This is a genomic window from Niabella beijingensis, from assembly GCF_020034665.1.
GTDB lineage: Bacteria > Bacteroidota > Bacteroidia > Chitinophagales > Chitinophagaceae > Niabella > Niabella beijingensis.
Genome location: NZ_JAIQDI010000002.1, coordinates 1778979 through 1792148, shown reverse-complemented (window position 1 = coordinate 1792148; position 13170 = coordinate 1778979). Strand labels below are relative to the sequence as shown.

General features: G+C 46.2%; 13 protein-coding genes. 11 read left to right on the top strand and 2 right to left on the bottom strand.

From position 1 onward, the window contains the following. Positions 1 to 118: 118 nt before the first annotated feature. The gene (locus K7B07_RS23570) at positions 119 to 1009 is read left to right on the top strand and encodes an MBL fold metallo-hydrolase (RefSeq protein WP_223713002.1); all 891 of its coding nucleotides are present in this window, start codon (positions 119 to 121) and stop codon (positions 1007 to 1009) included. Between the two features lie 63 nt (positions 1010 to 1072). On the opposite strand, the gene K7B07_RS23565 is transcribed toward K7B07_RS23570, so the two are convergent. After that, positions 1073 to 1894 carry a helix-turn-helix domain-containing protein gene (locus K7B07_RS23565; RefSeq protein WP_223713001.1) on the bottom strand — a complete coding sequence of 274 codons (822 nt, stop codon included), beginning with the start codon at positions 1892 to 1894 and terminating at the stop codon, positions 1073 to 1075. 1242 nt (positions 1895 to 3136) lie between these two features. Here K7B07_RS23565 and K7B07_RS23560 point away from each other — a divergent pair. The 3 genes from K7B07_RS23560 (at position 3137) to K7B07_RS23550 (ending at position 5819) form a co-directional block, all read left to right on the top strand. Further along, positions 3137 to 4342 (top strand): MFS transporter, encoded by a 1206-nt coding sequence (locus K7B07_RS23560; RefSeq protein WP_223713000.1) that lies wholly within the window; start codon positions 3137 to 3139, stop codon positions 4340 to 4342. A gap of 191 nt (positions 4343 to 4533) precedes the next feature. Continuing rightward, positions 4534 to 5391 carry an AraC family transcriptional regulator gene (locus K7B07_RS23555; RefSeq protein WP_223712999.1) on the top strand — a complete coding sequence of 286 codons (858 nt, stop codon included), beginning with the start codon at positions 4534 to 4536 and terminating at the stop codon, positions 5389 to 5391. A 200-nt stretch (positions 5392 to 5591) separates the two neighbouring features. Continuing rightward, positions 5592 to 5819 carry a DUF6496 domain-containing protein gene (locus K7B07_RS23550; RefSeq protein WP_223712998.1) on the top strand — a complete coding sequence of 76 codons (228 nt, stop codon included), beginning with the start codon at positions 5592 to 5594 and terminating at the stop codon, positions 5817 to 5819. Between the two features lie 133 nt (positions 5820 to 5952). Here K7B07_RS23550 and K7B07_RS23545 read toward each other — a convergent pair whose 3' ends face one another. Then, positions 5953 to 6447, bottom strand: coding sequence for a DinB family protein (locus tag K7B07_RS23545; RefSeq protein ID WP_223712997.1), 495 nt, complete (start codon positions 6445 to 6447; stop codon positions 5953 to 5955). 238 nt (positions 6448 to 6685) lie between these two features. Between K7B07_RS23545 and K7B07_RS23540 the strand changes: the two genes are divergently transcribed. The 7 genes from K7B07_RS23540 to K7B07_RS23510 all read left to right on the top strand — a co-directional run bounded on the left by K7B07_RS23540 (position 6686) and on the right by K7B07_RS23510 (position 13145). Next, on the top strand, positions 6686 to 7135 hold the full coding sequence (locus K7B07_RS23540) for an SRPBCC family protein (RefSeq protein ID WP_223712996.1): 450 nt from the start codon (positions 6686 to 6688) through the stop codon (positions 7133 to 7135). Between the two features lie 315 nt (positions 7136 to 7450). Continuing rightward, the gene (locus K7B07_RS23535) at positions 7451 to 7744 is read left to right on the top strand and encodes a hypothetical protein (protein WP_223712995.1); all 294 of its coding nucleotides are present in this window, start codon (positions 7451 to 7453) and stop codon (positions 7742 to 7744) included. Positions 7745 to 7782: 38 nt separating this feature from the next. Further along, positions 7783 to 10182, top strand: a complete 2400-nt coding sequence (locus K7B07_RS23530; RefSeq protein ID WP_223712994.1) for an ABC transporter permease — start codon at positions 7783 to 7785, stop codon at positions 10180 to 10182. A gap of 297 nt (positions 10183 to 10479) precedes the next feature. Further along, a complete protein-coding gene (locus K7B07_RS23525; protein ID WP_223712993.1) occupies positions 10480 to 10632 on the top strand; it encodes a DUF1328 domain-containing protein in 153 nt (50 codons plus the stop codon). Between the two features lie 54 nt (positions 10633 to 10686). Next, positions 10687 to 11583 carry an alpha/beta fold hydrolase gene (locus K7B07_RS23520; protein ID WP_223712992.1) on the top strand — a complete coding sequence of 299 codons (897 nt, stop codon included), beginning with the start codon at positions 10687 to 10689 and terminating at the stop codon, positions 11581 to 11583. Between the two features lie 159 nt (positions 11584 to 11742). Next, positions 11743 to 12162, top strand: a complete 420-nt coding sequence (locus K7B07_RS23515; protein ID WP_223712991.1) for a ubiquitin family protein — start codon at positions 11743 to 11745, stop codon at positions 12160 to 12162. A gap of 122 nt (positions 12163 to 12284) precedes the next feature. After that, on the top strand, positions 12285 to 13145 hold the full coding sequence (locus K7B07_RS23510; RefSeq protein WP_223712990.1) for a DUF1444 domain-containing protein: 861 nt from the start codon (positions 12285 to 12287) through the stop codon (positions 13143 to 13145). Positions 13146 to 13170: the final 25 nt, after the last annotated feature.

Here is a 13170-nt window from a genome sequence, read left to right as displayed (position 1 = left end):
TACGGGAATCAGGAAAGCGTACTTGTGATAATCTGAATAAGACAAAGAATAATCACAACAACCGGCCCTGGTTTATATCTGGTATTTTTGTTGACACAGCGCAATAATATTCCAGAAAATGATCAACTCCGGACACCTGTACCTGCCTTTCAGCCAGCTCGATGTATATATGCTCTCCGATGGATATTTTGGGACCGGGAACCCCCAGCCGGTACTGGCTCCCGGTATCGCGCCGGAAATCGTTCAGAACGAACTGAAGCGGCTTTGCCTGCAGGAAACATACGAGGCCCCCATTATTACCATGTTGGTGAAAAGCAACGATGCAACGATCCTGATCGATACCGGGGAAGGTAGTCATAACCCGGCAAATGCGGGATGGCTGCTGAACAGTCTTACTGAAATAGGAGTAACGCCGGAAGCCATTACCGACATCCTGATCACGCATGCCCATCAGGATCATATCGGAGGCATCCTGTCGGAACAGGGACAGTACATCTTCCCGAATGCCCGGTATTTTATTTCGCGGAACGAGTGGGCATTCTGGACCAACAATACCCCCGACTTTTCCAACAGCCGGATGCCTTCCTGGATGTATCCTTCCGGAGCCTTGCAACACCTGGTATTAAATGCCATAAAGGACCGCATCGAAATTTTTACCCCGGGCGAAACAGTATGCTCCTGTATCAAAACAGCACCTGCACCGGGTCATACACCGGGCCATATCATCTTCAGTATTTTTTCGGAAGCGCTGGCGCTTACCAACCTGGTGGACCTGGTGCACTCCCCGTTACTGATCGCGCATCCTGAATGGGGAACACAATGGGATATTGATTTTAATGAAGGTGTTAGAACCCGTAAACGGATCCTGGAAACCTGCTGTAAGAACCGGACACTGGTGGCAACCGCGCATCTTCCCTGGCCCGGGATCGGTTATATAGGGAAAACCGGTGACCTGCTGAGCTGGGCCGCAAGAGCCTTGCATCACCCTTATGAACTCGCTTTGTCCTGACCCGTGTGCGCCATCCGGAAAAGATGCCTGATCTCTTTTACAACAGCCCTTTTATGCAGCTGCTCAACCCCGGTATTCCGTAGGAGAAAAACCACTCTTCTTCTTAAAGAAGGCAGAGAATCCGGACATTGTTTCAAATCCTATATCAAAGGCGATCTCCTTGATGGTCCTGTCGGAAAACCGCAACAGGTTCTTCGATTCCTGCATGATGCGCTGATGGATCATATCCGTGGCCGTTGTGTTCATATGCTTCCGGCATAAAATATTCAGGTAATTAGGTGTAACACAGAGCTGCTCTGCATACCATTTTGGGGTCTTCTGTACCGTATAATGCTGGTTGATCAGGTTCCAGAAATCCCGGACGGCAGGATTCGATCGCGTGAGAAGTGTATTCTTAATATAACCTTCCGCTTCGCGTTTCATCATGGAGGCCAGTATGTCCATTCGCAGCAGCAATATATTTTTCCAGGCCTGATCTGCTGCAAGCGTCTGCAGGTCCCGCTCAATACTTTCCATCTCGTTGTTCACCGCATCAAATACGGTGTCTGAAAGCTTGAATACGGGATTCAGGTTGTGCCGTATGAAATGGAACTCATCTGTACTGGAAAAGTTTTCAAATACTTTTTTGCCCACCACGATCTTCTGTGCAAGTGTCTCAGGGCCGGTCTCCCAATGATGGTGTTGCCCCGGGAATAAAAAATGAAGCTGGTTCCTGCCAATAGGAAAGGCTGTATCATCGATATAATGAATGCCGCTTCCCTCGGTGAACAGCACCACGAGGAAGTAGGTGCACCGGATGGTTTTGTTGTAATTGTCAACACCTTTGATCTGTTTGTAGGTGACCTCGTCATCCGCCAATTTGACTGCGGGCTTATTTGCTTCCATGATAAATCAGTTTATCAAATTTATTAACTTTTAAAACCCGATCCAGGGAGAAGATACGTCATTTAACTTCAACATATAAACACCTGAGTTCCGCTGAAAAGGATCGTGTAAAAAAGAGAAGATCTGTGATTGCTCTTTCCTGGCACCCGGGCAAAAAAAGCCCCCTGATAAGGGGGGCTGGATAATTATCACTCAATACAAAACTGTGGACAGGTTTGTATTTGAAATATGCAGCGCAAAGATAGGCTGGCACAGCGCACCGCAATGCACTATCTGTTATAAATTTTCATACTTTGATATAGAAAATTATAAATCTTGTTCCGGGAGTGCTGCCTTTGAATTGCTCCTGGCTGCTATTTTGTTCTTGAAAGGGAATACTGTTTAGGACCCGTATAAAAAGGTTAAAGTCCCCAGGGGGGACTTTAATTGACTATCCTCTGTTCCAGACTGGAAAGCCCGTAACAATTACTATTTAAACTGTAAACAAAGATACGTTGCCGGTAGGGACCGGCGAAAGACATTTATTGTAAGAATCCATATTTGTATTGCCGAAATTATCACTTCACCGGAAAAACAGTCTCCGGATCAATTACGGCAGTTGATTTGTGATGGTATTTGTAACTAAAATAATAAAATCAATAACCTTTCTTTTTCTACTGATGGTAATTTTGCTGGCAATAAAAATGCGTCAGTAATAAGCAAATGAATTATCTGGAAATAGGGCTTTTTACATTATCCATATTGCCCGTTATTTACGTGGGAACGAGAATGACAAGGAGAATGTATCCTGCAAATTCAAAGGCGTTCAGAAAAAGCACCATTTACGGAAAGATTGCCGATGTGGGAAGAAAGAGAAGGGGTGAGACATTCCGGTTGGATGGTGAACGTAAATCCCATCTGTTTCATCCGGTTTATGAGCCGCATTTACCGGAAGAACAGTTTTTCTGCCGTTTTGCTCAAAAGGGGGATGCTGTTATAAAAACAGCAAATTCAAATATCCTCATCTTGCGAAAGAAAGGGACCAATTATATTTATACGCTTGCAAGGTAGGCGACTTTACCTTGTATTTTTTGGTTTATAGGGCCTGTTTTTTCTAAAACAGGCTTTTCCATATCCGCTGCTCCGGGGTTGCAGAACATGGTCTTGTGCAAAACCCATCAATGTAAATGTTATAAACCATTTGTATAATAATATAAAAATGGAGCCGTCGTTTTTCTCAATTTTGCAGCTACAAATGAGACTATGAGAATTATAACAGAAGAAAACCGGGGTATTGCTTCCCTTTTGGCTTTTATGCTTATCCCGATTTCAGGATTTGCGATGGATGTTTATATACCTTCTTTCCCGCGTATGGCAGCCGACCTCGGTGCGGATGAATCGGCTATTCGTCTGACCATGACCGTTTACCTGATCAGCTATGGACTTTCCCAGTTATTTGCCGGGAGCCTGATCGATCATTTCGGAAGGTACCGGTTCGGACTTGTATCACTGTTTCTGTTTATGATCACCAACCTGGTGATCATACATTCATCCACGATAGGCCTCGTGCTTGTTATGCGGGCGGTCCAGGGCCTGCTGATCTCTCTGATCATGATGTCTAAACGCTCCCTTTTTGTAGACCTGTATGAAGGCGCAAAACGACAGCATTATACAAGTCTTCTTTCTATCGTTTGGTCTTCAGCTCCCATAATCGCTCCGTTTTTAGGCGGTTACTTTGAAGCGCATTTCGGCTGGCGGGCCAATTTCTGGTTCCTGGCGGGTTATGCTGCAATAATGTTCCTTCTGGAACTAGTGTTCAGCGGCGAAACATTAAAGGTACGCGGCCCGTTACAGCCAAAACTGGTATTGAATGCTTATTCCTTTATGTTGACGAAAAAAGATTTTACCCTTGGAATTGTGATGTTGGGATTGAGTTATGCAATGGTCATCATCTTTAATATGGCAATTCCTTTTATTATGGAAAACCGGTTTCATTTTACAGCAGTTGAAACAGGATATGCAGCCCTGGCCTCCGGACTGGCGATGCTTTTCGGAGGCATAACAAGCCGGGTGCTCCTGAAAAAGGATTTCTTCAGGAAGCTGCTGATGGCAGTCCTGCTTCTTTTTATAACCGCTTTTATTATGATGCTCAGCAGCGGTATGCAAAACCATATCCTCGTGATGATGGCTTTTGTAATTCTTCTGCATTTCCTGCAGGGTTTTTTGTACAATGTTTATTTTACCTACCTGCTTACCCGTTTCCCGCAGTATGCGGGTATGTCGGGCGGCATCACGAGCGGAGGTGCCTACCTGGTAACATCTGTAGCCAGCTACGCAATTGCAGGATTCCTCTCTATTGACGACCAGCAGACGCTTTCAGCAAGCTATCTTATCCTCAGTCTGCTGCTGGGGGGAATTGTGATGCTGTTGAAATTTTCGGGCGTGTTCCGCCAGCCGGCAGCAATATAGGGAGCAACTGGTGTAAAAGCAGGTGCCGCAATCAACGTATCGTTTTTTATTTTGTCCTGTCGTAACAAGGCAGTGTATGGATTTTAATTAAATAATTTACTTTTAGCTGATGGAACCTGCTGACCTCCATTTGTATTTTTGTGCATCTACGAAGGCAGCTAACGGGTATTAATTTAAAAATGGAAAAGTAAATGGACGAGGAATATATTGAAAAGGATCTTGAATGGGAATCACAGGTTGCAGGCAGTGTAACCTACATACCTGTTGCCGGAGCCAGCGAAATGGCAAATTTCAGGTCTCCGGATTCCTATGTGTTTATTTTTTTTGAAAAGTGCTCGGGCTGGCATACGGTTGATTTTATTGAGTACAATGAGGGAGACAACCAGGTTCATATTTCTTTTCCCGGGCAGATACACTCGTGGAAAACGGACGAAGGTGCGAAAGGCCATAAACTCATCCTATCTAAAAAATTTGTTGAAGTGTATCTTTCCGATACACGGTTCTCTTCGCTGCACATCAACAATTATCCTGTAGTGGACCCGCCACCGGATCAGGCAGAGAAGCTGTTCCGTGAGCTGAATCTCATTAAACAGGAACTGGAGGATAAAGCTATCCACTATAATATCGTAATCCTTAGAACCCGGCTGGTGCTGTTGCTGGTTAGCCGGTTTATCGACCTCCGGGCTGCTGATGATAGCAGTTCCGGAAAAAAAAATCCGTTGATCTCAAGATTTCTTGATCTTATTGAAACGCATTTTATCGTATCTAAAGCAGTAGGATTTTACGCCGATAAGCTGGCCATAACACCCAACTATCTGAATATACTTGCTAAACGAGAATTGGGGCTTACCGCAAAGGAGCTTATTGATGGCAGGGTAGTGCTTGAAGCAAAAAGGCAGCTGCTGGGCTCTGGCAAATCTATAAAAGAGATCGCATTTGATCTGGGTTTTTCGACAACTGCTTCTTTTTCCACTTATATTGCCGGGAAGACGGGTTTCTATCCCAAAAATTTCCGTGAGCCTGAATCCCGGATGGCAGAAAATGGCTGATCCATCCTATATCCGCATTGCTAATGACAGGTTCTTTCTCGGTCAGATAAGGAAGGATCTCTACAACTGATGATTTATTTACACAAACAAACCCGTGCATGCTCATTTCAAAACCCCGGTTTTACAGTATCAATAAATCAAATGGATATGGCAGTGTTTTTGATTTTATAAAGTATCTGTAATCCATTAAACATGTTGTTATGGCAACGTATTCAAAAAAAGCAGGAGAAAAAGTGGAGAAAGCGATGCATGAAAGAAAACAAGGCAAGCTTAAAAGTGGCAAAAGCGGTAAGAAAGTAACCAGTAAAAAACAGGCGATCGCCATCGGACTCTCCGAGGCAAGAGAAGAAGGCGCAAAGGTTCCTAAAGCCCCGGCCAGGAAAAAAGCACCTGCAAAAAAGAAAGTCGCTGCAAAGAAAAAATCCTGAACCATATTTGACGGTGATCCTGACTCATTCCCCAAGCCAGGTAACAAGGCACAACTCTTGAGATAAATCATTTCCGGAGGCTTTATCCTGGTGCTAACAAAAGAAGACCCAAAAAATTTTCGGCAGCTTCCGGTCAGAAAGGGGCAGTGGCAGCGGATACCCAATCAGGCGGAGCGTGCCCTGCCTGCCGCAGCCGCAGGTTCAGCTGCGCGGCATGATGCTGGACATGCCGCATATTATAAAGCAGCAGCTCAAATAAACTGAAATCTTTGTATTCACTTACAAAGCGGTTTTCCAGCAATGCCTCGCCGGTATGTTTTAACAATTGCTCATGTAGTTTCTTTTTTCCTGTATGCAGAAAGATCAGCAGTTCCGCTTTTGTGTAGTGAAGCGAAGGAGCAACCGTTTCAAATTCAGATTTGGTAAAGGGCGGAGGCGGAATATAGTCGGCTTCTTTCGGAGTATCGGAGAGATAGTAATCCAGAAAAAAAATGGTATGATGAGCCAGCTGGCAATATCCGGCATCATTTTCCCAAATAACTTCAGGGCAGGCAGTGACCGCATTTTCCAGCATATCGATGGCAGCCCCGAATTGTTGCCAAAGCAGCCGGTTGATTCCGGTAAGCATGGAAGAATTTTATTAAAGGTATCCAAAACAGGTGAATATCGGATCATACGACCGGCAGCAGGCAGGGGACGCAAATAGCCCGGTTAATTGTCGTATGCAGCCAGTGTCCCACCCGGATTTTCTTATCATTTTTGTAGTGCTGAAGATGAAACGATAAACCTTTAGCAGTGGAGCAGCGACCACTTCAAAAACGGGCGAAACCGAAAAGCCAAATGAGTAGGAAACAAAAAAATATTTTATGTCAGACAATAATGTTTCATTCCACAGAGTGCTTAAAACATCACCGGAAAAAATTTACCGTGCTTTTACCGAAGCCCCGGCCATTGCTTCATGGCTGCCCCCGTATGGATTTGTTTGCACCGTTCACGAAATGACCGCGGCCACTGGGGGCACTTATAAAATGTCATTCCAGAATTTTTCAACAGGGAACAGCCACTCCTTTGGTGGAAAATACCTGGAACTTAAACCCAATGAGTTCCTGAAATATACCGATCAGTTTGATGACCCCAACATGCCGGGCGAAATGATCACTACTGTCTGGCTGAAAAAGAATATTGCGGGTACAGAGATACGGATCACACAGGAAGGGATCCCTTCGGCTATCCCGGCGGAAATGTGCTACCTGGGATGGCAGGAATCGCTGGAAAAGCTGGCCAAACTGGTAGAACCTGAAATACCGGATGCCTGATACAATACCGGAATGAATAACCGGGAATAAAAGCCGCAGCTCAAATGGAGTTGCGGCTTTCCTGCGAAAAGAAGGAGCAGGATAAACGGATCTCCTTTTTAAAAGCCCTTTCGCGGGCCACCGGCGGGCACTTCAGCTGTTTTATCATCTTCCGAATGTATCAAAAACGGCCGGAAATTGTCCGGATACGGACAGTTCTAAAGAGAGGTGCTGTCTGTAATAAACTGAAAGTGAGTGATTTACTGTTTTTGCATGATTGTGGTAGTTCAAATGGATGTATTTTAAACAGCCCGTTTTCGAAATGCATTTTCCTGTGTGTCATGGTATAATCAGCAAACAGTAGTACGGTTGGGAGAACGGGGCTGGATCGTAAAACATCCCGGAATGGTAATCGGATCAAACGACCATCTTTTTTTGCTGATGGCGCGGGCACTCTCAGGAGAGTTAACGGCAGCGGACAGCCAGGCATTCGATGCCTGCCTCCGGTCGGAGGAATGGCGGGATCTTTATCAGCAATTAAAGCGGCTGTGGACGACCGAAATAAATGCACCATCCGGTGAGGCGGCTGAAGCACAGCTGAAAAGGATCTTCAAAAAGAACGCGATTTGAAACGGGTAGCTTCCTGAACCTGCAAATAAATCCTGATCATGATTAAAAATCATTTGAAACTGGCCTGGCGCAATCTGCGCAGAAACAGGATCCAGTCATTTATAAATATCGCAGGCCTGTCTGTGGGTCTTTCCGTTGCCCTGCTGATCGGGCTCTGGGTTTGGGAAGAATACACATTTGACCGGCAGTTTGAAAACTATTCCTCGATTGCTCGGGTAATGCAGAATCAAACGTTCAATGGTGATATCCAGACCTGGGATGGCCAAGCAAAGCAGTTGGGGCCGGAACTAAGGCAGACCTATGGCAACCAGTTCAAACATGTAATAATGACCTCCTGGCCGGGCGATCATCTGTTGTCTTTTGAAAATAAACGGCTCGTAAAAAGCGGTAACTATATGGAACCGGGCATTACCGATATGTTACAGCTCAAAATGATAAGCGGCTCGAGGGCCGGGCTTACGGATCCACATTCCATATTGCTTTCCAGATCCGTTGCCGAGTCTTATTTTGCGGATGCTGATCCGCTGAACCGTATCCTGCTTATTGATAACAAACTTCCTGTTAAAGTGACCGGTGTCTACGAAGACCTTCCGCTTAATTCGTCATTCGGGAATCTGGGCTTTATTGCTCCCTGGGAGTTAATGATCAATAGTGACAGCGTATATAAGCGACTGACATGGGGAAACAGCTGGTTCCAGGTGCTGGTACAGGTTTCCGGGCGGGCAACGATGTCGCAGGTATCGGAGAATATAAAATACGCCAAGTTGCGCCGGGTATTAAAAGAAGATGATGATGCCCGTTTTAAACCGGAGCTGTTCCTGCATCCTATGAGCCGCTGGCATTTGTACTATGGATTTGAGAATGGTGTCAATAGCGGAGGCCGCATCCAATATGTCCGCATCTTTAGTATTGTGGGCATCTTTGTGCTGCTGCTGGCCTGCATCAATTTTATGAACCTGAGCACGGCACGTTCTGAGAAACGGGCAAAGGAAGTTGGTGTGCTGAAAACGATCGGCTCGTTACGGAGCCAGCTGGCGATCCGTTTTTTTTCCGAATCGTTACTGGTAACTGCTATCGCATTCCTGCTGGCACTGCTGCTAACACAAATAGCATTACCCTTTTTCAATACCATAGCAGTAAAAAATATAAAGATCCCCTGGGGCAATAGCTGGTTCTGGCTTACCGGTACCGGCTTTGTTATACTGACCGGGATCATTGCCGGACTGTATCCTGCGCTCTATTTATCTTCATTCCGCCCGGTTAAGGTGCTGAAAGGAACATTCAAAGCGGGCTATTTTGCTGTTGTTCCGCGGAAGCTGTTGATTGTCCTTCAGTTTTCGATAACCGTTCTTCTGATTGTAGGTACTGTTGTGATCTTTCAGCAGATCCGGTTTGCAAAAGAACGTCCGGTAGGATACAGCAGGGAAGGCCTGGTAACTGTACCGATAAAATCAGCCGAACTCTGGAAGCACTATGAGGCATACCGCGATGCGCTGTCCCGTACAGGTACGATTCAAAGCCTTGCTGCATCGGAATCTCCCGTTACTGCCGCATGGGTGACCAACAGTGGTTTTGACTGGGAAGGAAAGAACCCGGGCATGCAGGATGAGTTTTCAACAGTACGCATCAGTCAGGAATTTGGAGAAACGGTCAACTGGAAAATAAAAGAGGGCAGGGATTTTTCAAAGGCGTTCCCGTCCGATTCGACAGGCTTTGTTATTAATGAGGCTGCTGCAAAATATATGGGACTTAAACACCCTGTAGGAGCAGTTATGAAATGGGGCGATAACGGGAGTTTTAAAATCATCGGTGTGGTAAACGATATGGTGCTGCAGTCTCCTTATACACCCGTACGGCAGATGATATTTTACCTGGGCAGTAATAGAAATGATCAGCGGCTGAATTTTCTGACCATCCGTGTCCGTCCGTCCGTTTCCATGAAAGCAGCGCTGGCCGCCATAGAAACAGTTACCAGGAAATACGATCCTGTCAACCCTTTTGAATATCATTTTGTGGATGACGAATATGCCACTAAGTTCGAAGCAGAACAACGTATCGGAACGCTGACAGGGATCTTTACGGGCCTGGCTATTTTTATCAGCTGTCTTGGATTATTTGGTCTCGCCGCTTTTATGGCAGAACAACGGATAAAGGAGATCGGGATACGAAAGGTACTGGGAGCATCGGTATTGGGTCTCTGCCGCCTGCTGTCAAAAGAATTTGTTTTTCTGGTGGCCATCGCCGTGCTCGTTGCCATCCCGGTATCATGGTATTATATGAACGCATGGCTGCATCAATATCAGTACCGCGTGGGTTTGTCGGTATGGAATTTTGTTCTTGCAGGTATTGGCATGGTCATGATCAGTCTGCTTTCAACAAGTTACCAGGTATTTAAGGCTGCGATCGTTAATCCCGTAAAGAGCCTCAGAACCGAATAACACCATTGTCCAAAGAGTTTGTTGTTGGATTTCTTAAAAGAAACCACATCCCTGTATGGCCGTAGCGGGGCTGTTGCGCACCTTCCTCACTATGGGTAAAAGATTCTGCAATAGCCGGCAGCAGCCTTACAGCAATTAGTAAAAGTTTTCCATCGCAGGCATGTTTTTTTAGAAAAAGGCGTTAAGGTCTTTCATTAACCGGACCCCGTTTACGTTGGCATCATTTTAGAACTGCAGTTCATAGCGAATTATTACAGAATTAAGGTACCTATCCATTCTTAAATGAAAACCTGCGTTATGCTTACATGGACCATCATCTTTTTAATTGTTGCGGTGATAGCAGGGATCTTTGGCTTTACAGGAGTAGCGGCAGGAGCTGCAAAAATAGCAAAGATCCTTTTTTTCATATTTGTGGTACTGTTCGTATGCTCGCTGCTGTTTGGAAAGTAACCCGGAATCCTGTATGCGGTAATGATGCCTATTGTTAATCAAAGAAACGGAAGTATGAAAGCGATTACATTTAATGACGCAATATCAGGAGATGAGATCCGTATTGCTTTTTTTGATTACGGCCAGGGGCAACCTGTGGTGCTCATTCACGGATGGCCGCTGAGTATGGAAATGTGGGAATATCAGCTGGCGGGTATCGTTGATAACGGGAACAGGGTGATCAAATACGACCGGCGCGGATCCGGCCGCAGCAGCAAGCCCTGGACAGGATACGATTATGATACGCTGGCAGCAGACCTGAACGAGCTGCTGGTGCAACTTGACCTGAGGAATGCAGTGCTCGTAGGTTTTTCCATGGGAGGGGGAGAAGTGATCCGCTATCTTAAGAATTATGGAAGAAGCCGTGTAAGCAGTGCCGTACTTGTCAGTACAATACTTCCTTTTCTGATACAAACGGCGGACAATCCTGAAGGTGTCCGCGCCGATGTATTTGACGACATGATCTCAAAAATAAAAAGTGACCGGATCGGTTTTCTTGACAGTTTTTTTAAACAGTTCTTTGGTACCGCGCTGCTCGACCGGACGATCAGTAAACCATTGATGGAATATTATCGGGACCTCGCAGCGCATGCACCTCAGCATTCAACCCTTGCCTGTATTAAAAACTTTTCAGGTACTGATTTCAGGGATGAACTGGGCACCATTGATCTTCCCTTGCTGCTGGTCCACGGGGCAGAGGACCTGATTGTTCCCAGGGAGGCCAGCGCGGACCGGTTAAAACAATATTTTCCTGATGCCGGGTACGCCGTTTATGCAGGAGCACCGCACGGACTCTTTTATACACACCGGGAACGGCTCACCCGTGATCTTGTAAATTTTATCAATGGGATACCGTATGAGGAACCGGACTATGAATACCTGCCTCCGGTTGTTCCCCCGTTCTTATTCTGACCGGAGCGGATCCGGATATACGCGCCAACTTTTCCTTCATAGTCTTTCACCATAAATTGACAGGTTCCTGCTGTTTTATACGGGTGGCGCTGGTACAGTCTTTGTGCCATTTTCGAAAGACCCATCAGACTGGGATCGCTGTGTTATAATTTATCTTTTATGAAATCAACCCGAAACCTGCGTGCTTTTTTTGAGAACTATGCCGCAGCAAACGACAAAAACGACCTGAGCCTGCTTACCACCATGTATGCCGCCGATTTTATTGCAGCCGGTCCGGAGGGCCATGCAGTTTTTAAAAATGATGAAAGTTTTCTGGAATGGCTGCAACAGCTGCAGCAGCAACAACTTCGGTCAGGACTGCAACAGCTGCGGATACTGCGGTTTGCGGAAGCCCGTATCAGTGATAGCTACAGTCAGGTTTCCATTACCTGGGGTGCCGTCTTTGAAAAAACCGGCGAAGAGCCGGTTCCCTTTGATATTACCTACTATGTGCATCTGTCGCGGGAAGGCCCCCGCATCATTATGTATATTTCACATGAGGATGAAGCCGTGCTGCGGAAGGAAAAGGGTTTGTTGTAGCAATGGGCTGTAAGGGTTCGCAAACGGGTCCGTTCCGGAAAAGCCGCCGAATACTATTGCATCAGGTTAAAAAAAACAATAAATTGCGAGAGCTATGTATTGTTGAACCATAAAAGCTCCTGATGAACATCTTTAAAAACATCTTTGGGAAAAAAAAGGACACGCTTAACTGGCAGCAGCTTACGGAGCTTTTTGCCGGCTCCATTTCCAAAGCACTGAATACAAAAACGACCATCGAATGGGGACCAGATGCAGCGCAAACGCGGATTGTGAGTACCAGCCCGGGAGGCGTTGTTATGAGTTCTTTTGTGGGTAATATGGTCACCCGCTGTATAGATGATCCTTCGCCGCTGAACCGGAATGCCGTGATTGAGGAACATATCAATACGCTGGCGGCCGATATGGACCGGGCGGATAATATACAATCGCTGGAGAAAGCCCATATATTACCGGTGATCAAATCGCTGCAATGGCTGGATACGGTTCGCAAACAATACGAGTCTGCCGGAGGAACGGCTGCTGAGGCTGCTGTAAGGTTTGCCCTGCAGCCGTTAGGGGATGACCTCATCGTGGTATATGTAAACGATACGCCGGGTGGCATGTCCTATCTCAGTCCGGCAGAGATCAGCGAAGCCGGTTTCCCGGATGCCGCGGGCCTGCATCAGGCAGCACTGCAAAACCTGAGGGCAAAATTAAAGGAAGCCGTTTTTGAAGGTGGCGGAGGCCGTTATGCCATCCGTCTGGATAATAACTATGATGCCTCACTGGTATTGTTACTGGATGAGATCCTTCCCTCCATACGGATCAACGGCAACCCGGTGGTAGCGCTCCCGTCCAGGGATGAGCTGATGATCTGCGGAGATCAGGATACGGAAAGCGTTGAAAGTCTGCAGGACATTGCGGGCCAGATCTATGCGGTGAATGCCTACACCATTTCAAAAAAACTTTACGCCTGGGACCAAGGAACACTGAAGTCGCTGTAGGACAACGGAGCTGCAATACATATCA

Bases quoted from the DNA above. Each gene is read 5' to 3' on its own strand.
- K7B07_RS23570 (WP_223713002.1), top strand. From the start codon at position 119: ATGATCAACTCCGGACACCTGTACCTGCCTTTCAGCCAGCTCGATGTA.
- K7B07_RS23565 (WP_223713001.1), bottom strand. From the start codon at position 1,894: ATGGAAGCAAATAAGCCCGCAGTCAAATTGGCGGATGACGAGGTCACC.
- K7B07_RS23560 (WP_223713000.1), top strand. From the start codon at position 3,137: ATGAGAATTATAACAGAAGAAAACCGGGGTATTGCTTCCCTTTTGGCT.
- K7B07_RS23555 (WP_223712999.1), top strand. From the start codon at position 4,534: ATGGACGAGGAATATATTGAAAAGGATCTTGAATGGGAATCACAGGTT.
- K7B07_RS23550 (WP_223712998.1), top strand. From the start codon at position 5,592: ATGGCAACGTATTCAAAAAAAGCAGGAGAAAAAGTGGAGAAAGCGATG.
- K7B07_RS23545 (WP_223712997.1), bottom strand. From the start codon at position 6,447: ATGCTTACCGGAATCAACCGGCTGCTTTGGCAACAATTCGGGGCTGCC.
- K7B07_RS23540 (WP_223712996.1), top strand. From the start codon at position 6,686: ATGTCAGACAATAATGTTTCATTCCACAGAGTGCTTAAAACATCACCG.
- K7B07_RS23530 (WP_223712994.1), top strand. From the start codon at position 7,783: ATGATTAAAAATCATTTGAAACTGGCCTGGCGCAATCTGCGCAGAAAC.
- K7B07_RS23525 (WP_223712993.1), top strand. From the start codon at position 10,480: ATGCTTACATGGACCATCATCTTTTTAATTGTTGCGGTGATAGCAGGG.
- K7B07_RS23520 (WP_223712992.1), top strand. From the start codon at position 10,687: ATGAAAGCGATTACATTTAATGACGCAATATCAGGAGATGAGATCCGT.
- K7B07_RS23515 (WP_223712991.1), top strand. From the start codon at position 11,743: ATGAAATCAACCCGAAACCTGCGTGCTTTTTTTGAGAACTATGCCGCA.
- K7B07_RS23510 (WP_223712990.1), top strand. From the start codon at position 12,285: ATGAACATCTTTAAAAACATCTTTGGGAAAAAAAAGGACACGCTTAAC.